Source organism: Alistipes megaguti, from assembly GCF_944320325.1.
Taxonomy (GTDB): Bacteria; Bacteroidota; Bacteroidia; order Bacteroidales; family Rikenellaceae; genus Alistipes; species Alistipes megaguti.
Genome location: NZ_CALUHA010000004.1, coordinates 42,537 through 57,946, shown reverse-complemented (window position 1 = coordinate 57,946; position 15,410 = coordinate 42,537). Strand labels below are relative to the sequence as shown.

10 protein-coding genes and 1 tRNA gene are annotated in these 15,410 nt (G+C 58.5%); all 11 read left to right on the top strand.

Annotated features, from left to right (window positions below; translation table 11 throughout):
- Positions 1-10: 10 nt before the first annotated feature.
- The 11 genes from PUQ42_RS01985 to PUQ42_RS01935 all read left to right on the top strand — a co-directional run bounded on the left by PUQ42_RS01985 (position 11) and on the right by PUQ42_RS01935 (position 15,407).
- Positions 11-988 (top strand): glycosyltransferase family 8 protein, encoded by a 978-nt coding sequence (locus PUQ42_RS01985; protein ID WP_273370483.1) that lies wholly within the window; start codon positions 11-13, stop codon positions 986-988.
- Positions 985-1,464 (top strand): dihydrofolate reductase, encoded by a 480-nt coding sequence (locus tag PUQ42_RS01980; protein ID WP_273370480.1) that lies wholly within the window; start codon positions 985-987, stop codon positions 1,462-1,464. Before PUQ42_RS01985 ends, PUQ42_RS01980 begins: the two co-directional genes overlap by 4 nt.
- Positions 1,465-1,749: 285 nt before the next feature.
- Entirely contained in the window at positions 1,750-2,448 is a 699-nt protein-coding gene (locus tag PUQ42_RS01975; RefSeq protein WP_087310016.1) for a 4Fe-4S dicluster domain-containing protein, read from the top strand.
- Positions 2,449-2,452: 4 nt separating this feature from the next.
- Positions 2,453-3,541, top strand: coding sequence for a CoB--CoM heterodisulfide reductase iron-sulfur subunit B family protein (locus PUQ42_RS01970; protein ID WP_273370477.1), 1,089 nt, complete (start codon positions 2,453-2,455; stop codon positions 3,539-3,541).
- Entirely contained in the window at positions 3,541-4,548 is a 1,008-nt protein-coding gene (locus PUQ42_RS01965; protein WP_273370474.1) for an FAD-dependent oxidoreductase, read from the top strand. The genes PUQ42_RS01970 and PUQ42_RS01965 overlap by 1 nt, the downstream gene beginning before the upstream one ends.
- A gap of 4 nt (positions 4,549-4,552) precedes the next feature.
- Positions 4,553-4,888 carry a 4Fe-4S dicluster domain-containing protein gene (locus tag PUQ42_RS01960; protein WP_087310022.1) on the top strand — a complete coding sequence of 112 codons (336 nt, stop codon included), beginning with the start codon at positions 4,553-4,555 and terminating at the stop codon, positions 4,886-4,888.
- 2 nt (positions 4,889-4,890) lie between these two features.
- On the top strand, positions 4,891-6,672 hold the full coding sequence (locus tag PUQ42_RS01955) for a (Fe-S)-binding protein (RefSeq protein ID WP_273370473.1): 1,782 nt from the start codon (positions 4,891-4,893) through the stop codon (positions 6,670-6,672).
- A gap of 169 nt (positions 6,673-6,841) precedes the next feature.
- Positions 6,842-6,917, top strand: a tRNA-Met gene (locus PUQ42_RS01950).
- Between the two features lie 724 nt (positions 6,918-7,641).
- Positions 7,642-9,915 carry a hypothetical protein gene (locus tag PUQ42_RS01945; RefSeq protein WP_273370471.1) on the top strand — a complete coding sequence of 758 codons (2,274 nt, stop codon included), beginning with the start codon at positions 7,642-7,644 and terminating at the stop codon, positions 9,913-9,915.
- Between the two features lie 412 nt (positions 9,916-10,327).
- Entirely contained in the window at positions 10,328-12,025 is a 1,698-nt protein-coding gene (locus tag PUQ42_RS01940) for a hypothetical protein (protein WP_273370469.1), read from the top strand.
- Between the two features lie 181 nt (positions 12,026-12,206).
- Positions 12,207-15,407, top strand: coding sequence for a SusC/RagA family TonB-linked outer membrane protein (locus PUQ42_RS01935; RefSeq protein WP_273370467.1), 3,201 nt, complete (start codon positions 12,207-12,209; stop codon positions 15,405-15,407).
- Positions 15,408-15,410: the final 3 nt, after the last annotated feature.

The window sequence follows — 15,410 nt, the reverse complement described above, 5'->3', positions numbered from 1 at the left end:
CCGTACTGTCATGCGAAAAGTCCCAGTTGTTTTCAGTATCGACCGGAATGTGGTTGTCCCCTTTACGGTCTGCGTGACGTCGTTGCTCGAGCACGCACGGCCCGATACCTTCTACGAACTCTTCGTGCTGTGCGACGGTGAGGAGCTCGGCGAGGAGTTGCGCAACGAGGCGCGTCGGGCCGAACTGACCTCGGAGAACTGTTCGCTTGCGTTTGTCGATGTCGGCGGGGCGTTTGCCGAGGCCTACGAGATACGCGGCATTACCGTGGCGACCTATTACCGGTTGTTGATGCCCGACCTCTTCCCGGCCTATGAGCGGATGATCTATGCCGATGTGGACATGATCTTCCGTTCGGATCTGGCCGACCTCTACGAGCAGGCGTGTGCCGGCGGTGAACTGGTGGCCGGAGTCCGGGAGGTGAATGATTTCCTCCGGGACGAGGGCTCCGAACGTACGAAGAGCTACCTGCGTTCGATCGGTTGCGATATCACGACCTATGTCAACGGCGGATTCCTGGTGATGAATCTCGAAGCGATGCGCCGCGAGGGAATCGTGGATCGTTTTCTGGAGCATGCCGGCCGGCAGTATCTCTATCAGGACCAGGATATCATCAATGTGGTCTGTCGGGGGCGGATCGAGCTGCTGCCCATGCGCTGGAACTACACCTATACCCTTTACCGGTGGGCCCATACGGGTCCGGCCGCCTACATCAAGGCTTGCAGCCGCGAGATCGACGAGGCCGAATGGCGGGGGACCGTCCATTATACGGGGCCCAAGCCCTGGAAGGAGTTTTGTCCGCGTTATGACTGCTGGTGGGCCTGCTACCGACACTCGGCGGCATTCGATGCGGAGTTCTGCTTCCGGGCGCAGGAGACGGTCTGCCGGACGCAGGACGAGGCCCGCAAAGTCCCCCGACCCTCGAAATGGAAGCGCCTGCGACGTCGGGTCTGCCGGGCCTTCGGATATAAAAAAAGTTACTGGGAATGATCAGCATCATTGCGGCCGTAGCGCAGAATGGCGTCATCGGCGACCGGAATGCCCTGTTGTGGCACATCTCCGAGGATATGAAACACTTCAAGACGCTGACGACGGGGCATCCCGTCGTGATGGGGCGCAAGACCTGGGAGTCGCTGGGCCGGCCGCTGCCCAACCGCACCAACGTCGTCATCACGCGTCAGGCAATCGAAATCCCGGGTTGTCGGGTGGTCCATTCGCTCGAAGAGGCGATGGCGTTGTTCGCCGCCGACGAGGAGATCTTCATCATCGGCGGGGCGCAGATCTATGCCGAGGCGCTGCCCCGGGCCGGACGTTTCTACCTGACGCGGGTCTTTCACGACTATGAGGGCGATACGTGTTTTCCGGCGTGGGACGAAGCGGAATGGCGTCTGACCTCCTCCGAATCCTTCCCTCACGGCAAGAATTATCCCTGGCCCTTTGCCTTCGAAAGCTGGGAGCGCCGTTGAAGCGGGCGCCCTGCCGGGACCGTGGTCTGTTTCGCTGAGGCCCGCGCCACACCCGTCCCGCCACACCCGTCCCGCCACATCCGGTCCCGCCGCTTGCCGTCTCGCCGTGGCCGGGTGCCTCGTTCCTCCCCGTCCCGGATTGCCTCCGCCGCACCCCCCCCCTCCACGTTGCATCCCGAAGTCATCACAAAGCGACCCCAAGCGGAAAATTACGCATTTATACCACCGCGCAACCGATGCGGAATCCCTACCTTTGCACTGCAAAGGTTTTTTTGTATAAAAGGTATGGGAAAATATTTCGACATGCTGATGGAGGACGTGCGCATGCGCGAGGGGTTGAACGCCTGCATGAACTGCGGCGTCTGCACGGGAGTCTGCCCGGCGGCCGAGTTCTACAACTACGACCCGCGGCAGATCGTCTCGATCGTCCAGTCGCGTGACGATGACGCCATCGAGGCCCTGCTGAAGAGCGACACGATCTGGTATTGCGGCGAGTGCATGTCGTGCCGTCCGCGCTGTCCGCGGGGCAATACGCCGGGTTACGTCATTCAGGCGCTGCGTACGCTGTCGCAGAAACTGGGCTTCTTCGTCGAGAGTGAGAAGGGCCGCCAGCAGCTGGCCCTGAAGCGCATCATCGGCGAGAATATCCTCCGCACGGGCTACTGCATCGTGCCGCGGCTGGTCAAACCCGAACTCCACCCCGAACAGGGAACCGTCTGGCAGTGGATCTACGACCACGACAAGGAGGTCTACGGGCAGTTCTCACCCGCCTACATGCGTCACGGCGCCGGAGCCCTGCGCCGCATCGACGAGGAGTCCCTCGATGAGATCCGCCGCATTTTCGATGTCAGCGGCGGCAGCGAGATGTTCGATACGATCGAGAAACACTCCGACCGCAAGGCCCGCGAAATGGGCTACGAAGAGGGCGCCGACCAGCAGTACATGATGGACGTCTTCACCACCAACAGCAACGAGCACTACTAGAAAGATGATGAAACGCAGAAGTTGGCAGGAGTATCAGAAGGAGATTGCCGACGACCACTACTACTATGCCCGCAGCTGCATCCGGCAGAACTTCTTCCCGGGCAGCGAGAAGGCCTTTATCGATATCTTGACGAACGATCTGGGCAAGGATCTGCTCGACGATCCGAAACACTCGTCGTGCACCGGCATCGGCTACCATTCGGACATCGTGCCCTTGGAGACGATCATGACGGTGGTGGCGCGGCAGTTCTCGCTGATGAACGAGGCGGGCTACGAGAATTTCGTCACTTCGTGCATCACCTCCTTCGGCATCTACACCGAGGTGCTGGCCACGTGGAAAGAGTTTCCCGAGACCGAGGAGAAGACGCGCGAGAACCTCTTCAAGGCCACGGGGCGCGAATTCCGCAAACCGGCCAATGTGGCCCATACGTCGGACGTGATGTTCCACTTCCGCGACGAGATCTCCCGCCGGGCCAAGCATCGGCTGGTCAACGCCGTTACGGGCGAACCGCTGCGCGTGGTCGAGCATATCGGCTGCCACTACGCCAAGATCTTCCCCAAATCGGGCATCGGCGGCTCGGAGTTCCCCTACGTGCTGGCCGGCATGATCGAGTCGTGGGGCGGCGAGGTGGTCGACTATCCCGAACGGCGCCACTGCTGCGGCTTCGGCTTCCGCAACTACCTCGTACAGGCCAACCGCGGCTACTCGATCGCCAATTCGCATAAGAAGCTCGAGAGCATGGCCCCCTACAAACCCGACTTCATCGTGGCCAACTGCCCGGGTTGCGCGATGTTCCTCGACAAGTGGCAGTACGCCATCGCCGAGATGGAGGGGACGACCTACGGCCAGAACGGCCACGGCATTCCGGTGCTCACCTACGAGGAGATGGCCGGGCTGGTGCTGGGCTACGACCCCTGGGCGCTGGGCATCCAGATGCACCAGGTCGACGTCGAGCCGCTGCTCGACAAGATGGGCATCGACTACGACCCGGCGGCCAAATACCTGGGCCGCAACGGCAAATACATCGGCAAACCCGCGTCGGCGGTGGTCAACTGCTGCCCGACGGATACGATATACGACATCAGAGAGTAATGAAGAAACGCATCATCGTCATAGGCGGCGGCGTAGCGGGCATGCAGACGGCCCTGCGCCTCGTGGAACAGGGCATGGAGCCCGTGATTGTCGAGAAGGAGCCCGAACTGGGCGGCAAATTGAGGGGCTGGCATGTGTTGTTTCCCTCGTTCACCCCGGCCGAGGAGGTGTTGACCGACCTCCGGCGGCGGGTCAACGAGCACGGCATCGAGGTGATGACCTCCACCGAAGTGAAGGACTTCACGCCGCAGAGCGTGACGCTCGCCGACGGCCGACGGCTGACGTGCGAGGCGGTGGTGCTGGCCTCGGGATCGACCTTGTTCGACGCCTCGATCAAGGAGGAGTACGGCTACGGCATCTACGACAACGTGCTGACGTCGGCCGATCTGGAGCGGATGTTCAACGAAGGCCGTGTGGCCCGGGCCGACGGTACGGCGCCGCGCCGCATCGCCTTCCTGCACTGCGTCGGCTCGCGCGACGAGAAGGTCTGCCAGCAACACTGCTCGAAGGTCTGCTGCGTGACGGGCGTCAAGCAGGCCATCGAGATGAAGCGCCTCTTCCCCGAGGCCGACGTCTTCAATTTCTACATGGATATCCGCATGTTCGGACCCGGTTACGAGGAGCTTTACCGCGAGGCGCAGCAGACCTATAACATCCACTTCGTGCGCGGGCGCATCTCGGAGGCGAGCCCCACGCTCGAGGGGCGCGTGCAGATCAAGGCCGAAGATACGCTCACGGGGCGTCCACTGCGCATGAGCGTCGACATGCTGGTGCTGCTCGTCGGCATGCGGGCCAACGACGACAACGCCGCACTGGCCGAAGGTGCCGGGCTGCAGCGTGCCGCGAGCGGTTTCATGAAACCCCGCGACCTCTTCCTGGGCAACGTCTCCAGCAACGTCGGGGGAATCTTCTACGCCGGGACCGTGACGGCGCCGAAGACCATCGGCGAATCGTTGAACGAAGCAACCGCTGCGGCCGATGCCGCGGCCCGATACGTGGAGGCATAGAGCGATGGCAGCAATCAATTTCGGATATACGATCTCCAAGCCGCGGGTGATCGACCTCGACCGCAACAACCTGCGCAAGAGCGACGAGATCCTGCGCGAGATGCCCGAACTGCAGACCTGCATCGGCTGCGGGGCCTGCACGGCGATCTGTACGGCGGGCAACCTCACGTCGTTCAACTTCCGGCGGGTGCATACGCTGGTCCGCCGCGGCGAGTACCAGGGGGCCTACGAGGAGATGAACAAGTGCATGCTGTGCGGCAAGTGCCGCCTGGTCTGCCCGCGGGGAATCAATACGCGCGGGGTGGTGATGCTGATCAAACGTAAACTGGGAGATTTCTGACGATGACATTCTACGCACCCTTCTGTCTGCCGTTCATTCTCGGCGCCGCGGTGATGTTCCTCACGCTGTTCTGCAAGTGGGGCCACTGGCTTTGGGAGCTTCCGCGCCGCGACAAGATGCGTCTGCTGCGGGGCCTTCCCACGCGGAAGACCCTCGGAGCCGTGGGCGAGGTGATCAGCGAATCGCTGCTCCACCGCCGCATCTTCCGCGTCAACCCGCTGCTGGGCTACATGCACATGTCGCTGGCCTTCGGGTGGTTCCTGCTCATCGCCGTGGGGTGGATTGAGACCGTAGCCTACCTCGGTCTGCGCTACGTGCCGCTGCAGGGCCACGTCTTCTTCAAATACTTCGCCACGGGGCTCGAACACAAGCCGGTCTTCGACTTCCTGATGGACCTGCTGCTGCTCTTCGTCCTCTCGGGCGTGGCGCTGGCCTGGGGCAAACGCTTCTATTCGCGGGCCATGGGGCTGAAACGCACGACGAAACACGTCCTGGGCGACCGCATAGCCCTCTCGGCGCTGTGGTTCATCTTCCCGGCGCGTCTGGTGGCCGAGAGCACTACGTGCGCCATCTACGGCGGCGGGGGATTCCTCACCGGCTCGATCGGCAGCTGGATGGCCGCCCACATCGGGACGATGCCGCTGCTGACGATGGAGTCCGTGGCGTGGTGGTTCTACTCCTCGTGCCTGGGACTCTTCTTCGTGGCGCTTCCCTTCTCGCGCTACATGCACATCTTCACGGAGATCCCGCTCATCTTCCTGCGCCGTTACGGCATCCGCTCCTCGGAGAAGGAGTCGTCGTACGACCACTTTCAGGTCGAGGCCTGCTCGCGCTGCGGCATCTGCATCGACCCCTGCCAGCTGCAGAGCGTGCTGGGGATCAACGACGTGCAGTCGGTCTACTTCCTGCGCGACCGCCGCTACAACCATCTGCGGCTGCAGGTGGCCGACAACTGCCTGATGTGCGGCCGCTGTGCCGAGCGGTGCCCGGTCGACATCGACCTCAACACGCTGCGTCTGAATTCGCGCGACAAGATGCACAACGTCCCCGACGAACGCCGTTACGACTACTTCAAGGGGCAGGATCGCTCGTCGGGCGAGGGCAAGGTGGGCTACTTTGCGGGGTGCATGACGCTGCTCACGCCGCGTACGCTGACGGCCATGTCGACGATCTTCGAGGCGGCGGGCGAGGAGGTCTGGTGGGCCGACCGTGAGGGAGGCGTCTGCTGCGGGCGCCCGCTGAAGCTGGCCGGCGAGACCGATTCGGCCCGCAAGATGATGAAATACAACGCCGATCTCTTCCGCAAACACGGCATTACGACGCTTGTCACGTCGTGCCCGATCTGCCTGAAGGTCTTCCGCGAGGATTACGACCTGCCGGGCATCGAGGTGCTCCACCACTCGGAGTACATCCTGCGGCTGATCCGTGCCGGGCGTCTGACCCTCGAACACGGTTCGACGCGCTTTACGTACCACGATCCCTGCGAATTGGGACGCGGCAGCGGCATCTACGACGAACCGCGCGCCGTGATCGAGGCGGTCGGGGAGTTGTTGGAACCCGCCTCGACGCGTGAGAATGCCCTATGCTGCGGTTCGTCGGTGGCCAATACGGCCATTTCGGACGGCCAGCAGGTGCAGATAGCCCGCTCGGTGGCGGCCGAACTTGAGGCGACGGGGGCCGAGGTGATCGTCACGGCCTGCCCGCTCTGCAAGAAGGCCATCGGACGCGGTACGCGGAGCCAGGTGCGTGATCTTTCGGAGATCGTGGCCGCCTCGCTAAAATAATTTTCGACGTCTAAATCGCTGATTGATGACCGGTTCAGCCCGTTTCGACGGACCGGACGGAAAAAATAATTTGCAGGAGACTTTTTTTTGACTTATCTTTGCACTCGCAAAGGCGATAGAAAGGGATCGGGCGAGGGCCGGTTGGTCGTCGCAGGATCAGAAGATATATCGCGGGATGGAGCAGTTGGCAGCTCGTCGGGCTCATAACCCGAAGGTCGGAGGTTCGAGTCCTTCTCCCGCTACCAAAGCGGACAATTCGAATGAGTTGTCCGCTTTTTTTGTTTTCACCGGATGGCTTGTCTGAAGAGCCACGGAGAATGCCGGAACGGGACGGTGGGGGTAATGACGGAAGGAAGGACGGCGAAGCCTTTTTTGATGGCTTGTCGTGTGGAACACGGTGCCGATTCGAAAGCATGGTGGGGTGGAATGCCCCTTGTTAACCCGAGAAAACGGTCAAAAAAATCATAAGTAAAAATCTTCGGATTCGGACAAATCAAAAGAAATCGCCGTGTTCGAATTTCATTTCATTAGAGAGGACTGCTTTTTCGGCTTTTTTTGTTATGTGGATCGGATTCCAGCCGTTGCAAAAAAAAGGTACTCGTTCTTGTTTTTTTTCTGCGAGATGCTTACCTTTGGACGCGATATCAGAGGCAAAAGTGATTGAGTGCACCCCTCGTGCGGCCCTTTGGTCGGAGGTTGCAGGGCTCTCTTTTCTGTTCGGTAAAAACGCGTGTGCGAATCATCGTGGCGAACCTTTGGAACGGATGCCGTTTCGTGGAGAGTGTGTTTTCCCCGATTGAGTGAGTGCTGGAATATATGGTGAAGTATCGAAAGACGTTAAAAATTCAAGAAAATCTCCGGACGGTCCGGAAAAATAAAAAAATATCTCCTATGAAGAAATTCTGCCCAATTACCCCCCCCCTTTCCCTTTGTTCTTGTGGGTTTAAGCAGTTGTTTATCAGTTGTTTGGTGTTTGTTTTAGGAGGATTTGCAACCTCCTGTACCTCGGATAAGTCGGAGGGCGCGGTCTCGCAGGCCGAGAATACCTTCTCTTATGCGGGTGCTCAGAGCAAAATCGAATCGGTCGTTTATACCTATGATGAGGAGGAGCGTGTCTATACGTTCTATTTCTCGCCGACCAAGGGTCTGATCAGTCTCGACGCCATGCTTCTGGCCGACGACTACATCAAGATCGAGACGAAAACTCCGGCCGGAGACGTGGAGCTCGGGACCGGAATGAACTCCTTGAAGTATAAGGATATTGATATTTCGGCAGCAACGGCCGATTTGGCTACGCGTTCGTCGTCGAGCCTCTATATTCTTCTGACCTCCACCACCACGTTGAAAATGTCGCTCAATGTGACTTCGGGCTCCGGAGTCACTCTTGTCGGAGACTACTACGGCCTGTGTGTGCGCCACACCGATAAGGACACCGTGGATCAGACGCCGACACTCGACACCCAGATCTTCGCCCGTTATCAGGGTTCGATCAAGGCGGCCGGCACCAACAACTACTATCTGGCCGTTACCAATACCAAATATTCGGGATCGGGCACGTCGTTTGACCTCACGGAAGAGGGTTACGCCCTGGTTCTCGATTTTTACGGCACTCCCGGCGATTCGTGGATGGATATGCCCGTCGGAGTCTTCTCGGAGAGTGCCGGCAACGAGGATCATACCTATTACAGCGATTACAGTTCGGTGATCTATGTCAACGCCCAGGGTGAAAAACGGACGATGCCGCTGGTCGGTGACGTGACGATCCTTCAGGACGAGGAGAGTGGCGAGGTGACCATCAATGCCACCTATCTCGATGCCGACTATCAGGAGCACGAGATCCTCTTCCAGGGTCAGCTGACCATTGCCAACGGTACCTTCAATGCCGCCCTGCCGCAGCTGGGCCGCGATCTGACGATCGAGGGCTTCGACTGCCAGGCCATCTATCTGGGCGACTACTTCTCGACGGGCAGCGGCATGATGCAGATCGTTATCCAGGACCGGAAGATCATGAACGGCGAGATCGGCGGAGCCGGTATCACGCTGGATATCTTCGGCCGCAAGTTCAACGATCCGAACGACATCTGCCTCGAACCGGATACCTATTCCGCCTCCCAGTCGCTCGAACAGCGCACCTGGCTGCCGGGAACCGAGCTGTCGGTGATGGGTATGGTCTTCCCGTTCGGTACCTATGCGCTCTACGACGACGGCTCACAGTCGGGTCTGTATACCTATCCTGCAACCGGAGATATCGTCATTGCCAATGCGGCCGACGGTGGTTACCGCATCACGTTCGACCTGATCACGGCCGACGGCTACAGCGTCAAGGGTTCGTATGAAGGCAAGATCTATATCGAGGACCAGTCGGACGACAATGAGGATGACGGTTCGTCGACCCTGGAGTCGGATCTCGAGCTGGATCTGGACTACCAGAAACGCGCCAACTGCTATCCCTCGGACGACCGGATCTATATCGGTGCGTGGGGCTTCGACAAGATCGACAAGATCTATACCCTCTATCCTTCGGCCCCGGCCCGCTGCAGCTACCAGTACATCGACATCGGTCTGGAGACTGGTACCTACGATAAGACCGATCCGGATTATCAGGGATGGATCGATGAGAGTGATCATTCCAAGGGCGTTGTGGGCAAGCTCGTTCCGGGCGATATCTTCCGCATCGACCTGCTTGTCGAAGAGGGCGACGGGGGCAAGATTACTCCGGGAACCTACACGGTTTCGGCCAATCGTTATCCGGCCTCGATGTATCCGGGAGTCTGCCTGCGTGGATACCAGTCGGGCGAGGGCCATATCGGAACGCGCTGGCTCTATCTGGATAGTGCTTGGGGCCAGGGAGTTCCGTATGGATACACCGGAGATCCGGAAAAGGTGAAGAACGATCAGGGTCAGTCTCCGACCAACCGGGCCTCGATGATGGGTTACGCCAGCCTCTACACCGGAACCGTGGTTGTGGAGAAGGCTGAAGGCGGAGACAACTGGTTCACCTTCAAGATCGACGGCGAGGATGTCCTTCACCACAAGATTACCGGAGAGTGGACGGGTCCGGTTTACCTTGGAAACTCCGATACGCCGGTCGTTTCGTCGGGCAAGGAGCTGGACGGTAATGACAAACCGGTCGTAACCAGTGCCGGCAAATTGTCGAAGGTGCCCTCGAAGAAGGATGCCCCGCAGGTTCTGTCGGCGGTTAAGGCCCGTTACAATACCAACGGCAAGCTCTTGTTCCGTTAGTACTCCCAAATTTTGGGTACTCCCAATTTTCAAGAATTCTCGATGAAGGCACGGGGAATCCCTCGTTCCCTGTGCCTTCATTATCTTAATCCTTAAAATCAACGCTATGAAAAAAATCTTCCCTTCAGGATTACGTATTCTGACGTGGGTGGCTCTGAGTGCTGCCTTAATCACGACATCCTGCAAAAAGGACGATGCCGATAACGGAGGAAATGGGGGAGAACCTACGCCTCCTCCCGTGTCGCTGACCGATCAGTTCGAATACGATGGTGGTGATCCGATTGATATCAAATCGGTCGTATACGAGATTGACGAGAACGATTCCGAGGTTTATAATTTTTATCTCTCTCCGAGCGAGGGTATCTCGACAGTCAAAGGGATGGAGAATGCTGATGACTATCTGAAAATCGTTGTGAAAAAGCCTCATGGAGAGGTTGATACCGCTTCGGAGAATTTCTCTGTCGCCTACAAGGATATTTCGGTGAACAAGTTGACGCTGGCCACAGACGTGGAGAAAATTCAGTTGTCGACGCGCCTGCTGGAGCTTAGCAACCAGTTTGTTCTTTACCTTGATGTGACGATGAAATCGGGCAAGACGCTGCTGGCCCGTTACAACAACGAGTGCGTGCAGTACAAACTGCCGGTTCTGAACAACCAGTATGCCCTCGATGATACGGTCACGAAGATCGGCAGCATCGTGGAGTGGGCCGATCTGACGGCCGGAACCACGACCTATTACCTCTACGAGGCAGAGGGTGTGACGTCGGCTCCGACGACGGAGTCTCCCGCGGGTGTAACCATCCAGATTCCGTCTGATATCGATGCCGAGAAGATTGTCAACGGACGGTTGACGGCCGGTTCGACGCTGGAGATCGATTTTTCGACGGCCGATCTGTCGAAGGTCTCGATTCAGTGCGGTGAGTTTAAGACTGCCGAGGCCGAGGGGACGACAGGCAAGCTCACGCTGAAGAAGGACCGTGGAGACGATGCGAAACTCACCGTGTCGCTCGACATTGAGAATGCCGATTCGCGTCTGCGCGCCGACTATGACAACAATACGATCGGTGTAGGCTATGCCAGCACGAATCACATGACGGTGACGGTCAACGAAGAAGCAGTCGTGGATGCCGATCTGGCTACGATCTATCGCTTTGACAACCAGTATGCAGCCAGCTATCAGTTTGCACTGGGCGTGCCCGATCCGGATGCCGAGGAGCCGGAGGGTCTTGCCGGCCTGACTACGGGCGGCTATGCCGTACAGTTGAACATTGCCAGAAGCGATATGGGCAAGACGTTCGATCTGGCAACCGATACCGAAAAGATCGGTCTCTTTGTATACGATTACGATACCTATACGACCTACGATCCGAGGATGGCTTCGGGCAAGGGTGCCACGGGTACGGTCCGCGCGATTGCCGTCGGAACGGCTACCTACTATGTGAGTGTCGACGTGCAGTTCCCGACCGGTCCGTCGGTGAAGGCCGAGTGGTACGGCTCCTTTACGCGCCACGATAACGACATGACCGGAGTGCTGACGCCGGTTATGCCCTACAAGCCGCAGTTTGTTGCCTATGCCGAGGATGGCTCCGTGGTTAACGACTGGGAGATTCTCGAGGTTCAGGTGCGTCACGATGCCAAGAACTCGTTCCAGGGAAATTCCTTCCCGGCCTATTTCTTCTACTTCGTAACGCCCCAGACCGCCGGCCAGGTCGGAGGAGTTGATTCGCCCAATGGTACTCCGGTGCTGTGTGTGCAGGGAGAGTATTCGGAGGGAGAATCTCTGAATGTCAGTGTGGACAAACTGCTGGGCTCCGATTTCAAATGGAAGTTTGAGATGAACAACAGCGACTACCTTGGATATTCCCAGTATTATTTCGATCAGAGTTGGAGTGCGGGTACTTCCGGTAGTTTCTGCCCGGATGTGGCCAGCGTCTCGATTTCGAAGGATGGCAGCGGCTGGAACATCGAGTTCTCGATGAAAGACTATATCTCGGCAAAAGGACCCTATAGCTACTGCAAGAAAAATACGATTTACATCCAGTACAAGGGCAAAGTGAAGAAATATACGGGCGAGAAGAGCAACGATCTTCCGGATTCCTTCTACGAGTGATGTGTGTGTGAGTGATTTGTGAGAGAGACCTTATACAATGACTGACAGATAACTACCGCTCACCTTTCCGGGCCCGGCCGCATTCGGGGCCGTGTCCGGGAGGGTGAGTATTCTTGTGACCGAACCCCAGCGGGCGTTCGCCGTCCATATCCTGTGTTGAGCCAATTTTCTATTCTTTTTTATGCTGAAAAAACTACTTTTTACGCTATCGGTGACCCTGAGTCTCTGTTTGGCCTCCTTTGCCCAACAGGTCCAGGTAACCGGAACCGTCAAGGACAATGCCGGTAATCCGGTCGCCGGAGCCACCATCCTTGTCGAAGGGACCACGAACGGTACCACCTCCAATGTCGACGGTTCCTATTCCATCTCGGCCGCCTCGGATGCGACGCTGCTTGTCTCGTTCATCGGCTACCAGTCGCAGAAACTCGCCATCGCCGGGAAAACCCGTATCGACATCGTCCTCAAGGAGGATTCGCAGGCCATTGACGATGTGATCGTCGTCGCCTTCGGTACGGCCAAGAAGGAGGCCTTCACCGGTTCGGCTGCCGTGATCAAGTCCGATGACATTGCCAAATCGCAGCAGTCGAACGTCGCTCAGGCCCTGGCCGGCAAGGTGGCCGGTGTGCAGCTGACGAACACCTCCGGACAGCCCGGTACGAGCCCCGAAATCCGCGTCCGCGGTTTCAGTTCGCTCAACGCCGGAAACGGCCCGCTGTGGATCGTCGACGGCATGCCCTATTCGGGAGACCTGAACAATCTGAACCCGAACGATATCGAGTCGATGACCGTGCTCAAGGATGCCGCGTCGAATGCCCTGTACGGAGCCCGCGGTGCCAACGGCGTGGTGATGATCACCACCAAGAAGGCCAAATCGAAGGAGGCCGTCATCTCGTTCGATGCCAAGTGGGGTGTCAACTCGCGTGCCGTCAAGGACTACGAGTACATCACCGATCCGGCTCAGTTCTACGAGGTGCACTACGACGCCCTGAAGCGTTACTACCTTGATTCGGGTTACAGCGAAATTCAGGCTCACTCGCTGGCCAATCAGAACCTGACCGCTTCGGCCAATGACGGCGGTCTGGGCTACATGGTCTACACGCTCCCCGAGGGGCAGGAGTTCATCGGCATCAACGGCAAGGTCAATCCGCAGGCCACGCTCGGCCGCCGCGTCGTCTACGAGGGGGAGGAGTACTACATCCAGCCCGACAACTGGACCGATGCCGCCTTCCGTCACTCGCTGCGTCAGGAGTACAACATCAGTATTTCGGGGTCGGGCGAGAAGACCTCGGTCTATGCGTCGGCCGGCTACCTCGACAATCAGGGTATTGCCTACAACTCCGACATGCAGCGCTTCACGTCGCGTCTGAAGGTCGACTATCAGGCCAAGAAGTGGCTGAAGATGGGTGCCAACCTCAACTATTCGCGCTTCAACTACGACCAGATCGACGACGGAGGCGCCAGCAACAGTTCGGGCAACGTCTTCGCCTACACGACGACCGTCGGCCCGATCTACCCGCTCTACATCCGTGACGGCAACGGCAACATCCGCTACACGGAGGACGGGATCATGATGTACGACTACGGCCACAATGCCGGCATGGAGCGTTCGATCTTCACCGACAGCAACGCCCTCTCGGATTCGCGCCTCGACACCTCGAATGCCGAAGGAAACGCCTTCAACGGCACGACCTATTTCGACATCACCTTCCTGAAGGATTTCAAGTTCACGTTCAATGCGGGCGTCACGCTCGACGAGACGCGCTCGACGAGCATCATGAACCCCTATTTCGGACAGTACAAGGGCGAGAAGGGCCTCATCGGAAAGGGCCACTCGCGTCAGTTCGAATACAACACGCAGCAGATCCTGAACTATACCAAACAGTTCGGGGCCCACAACCTCAACGTCATGGTGGGTCACGAATACTACAATGCCCGTAGCTACAGCCTCTCGGCCAGCAAGAGCCACATGCTCACGCAGGAGAACGACGAGCTTTCGGGTGCGGTCATCGACAAGCAGAGCGCCGGATCGTCGCGCAGCGAGTACAACAACGAAGGTTACTTCGCCCGCGTGATGTACGACTACTCGAGCAAGTACTTCTTCTCGGCCTCGTTCCGCCGCGACGCCTCGTCGCGCTTCCACCCCGATCACCGCTGGGGTAACTTCTGGTCGCTGGGCGGTGCGTGGATCCTCTCGCGCGAGGATTTCATGGCCGGGACCCAGGAGTGGCTGGACAACCTCAAGGTGAAGGCCTCGATCGGTTCGCAGGGTAACGACAACATCGGCAACTTCCAGTATACGAACACCTACACGATCGAGAATGCCAACGGCGAAGTCTCGACGGTCTTCAACTCGAAGGGTTCGGAGAACATCACCTGGGAGACCAACTCGAACTTCAATGCCGGTGTCGAGTTCAGCTTCCTGCGCGGAATGGTGACCGGCGGCGTGGAGTACTTCCTGCGCAAGACCACCGACATGCTGCTGTCGTTCCCCGTACCGCCTTCGCAGGGCTACTCGTCCTACTACGCCAACGTCGGCGACATGCGCAACAGCGGTATCGAAATCGAACTCAACTACACGCCCATCCGCACCGACAAGATCGTCTGGGACATCAACCTCAACATGACCCACCTGCGCAACAAGATCACGATGCTGCCGCAGGAGCGCCGCAACAAGGTGGTCGAGGGCTACGGCGGTTACGTGAGCGGCACGACCTTCTTCGGCGAGGGGCTTCCGATGTACACCTTCTACATGAAGAAGTACGCCGGCGTATCGAGCGAGGGTGAGTCGATGTGGTACATGGACGAGACGGATACCGACGGCAACGTCATCGGGCGTACGACCACGACCGAATATGCCAAGGCTTCGGATTACCTCTGCGGCGACCCGATTCCCGACCTCTACGGCGGTTTCGGCACGAGCCTGAGCTGCTACGGTTTCGATCTGAGCGTGGCCTTCACCTATCAGATCGGCGGTCTGGCCTATGACTCGGGATATGCCGCCGCGATGTACTCGCCGGCCAACAAGTCGACGGGTATGAACTGGCACAAGGATATCCTCAACGCCTGGACGCCGGAGAACTCTTCGTCGAACATCCCGCGTCTGCAGTACGAGGATCAGAACCAGAACGGTCAGTCGGACCGCTTCCTGATGAATGCCAGCTACCTGAACCTGCAGAACATCAACCTCGGATATACGCTGCCGGCGAAACTCTCGCAGAAACTCGGCATCGACCGGATCCGCATCTATCTGGCCTGCGAAAACGTTTATTACTGGTCCAAACGGCAGGGTTTCGATCCCCGTTACTCCTACTCGGGATCCACTTCCCAGGCAACCTACTCGCCCGTGCGCACGATCTCGGGCGGTATCAATCTCCAGTTCTAAACG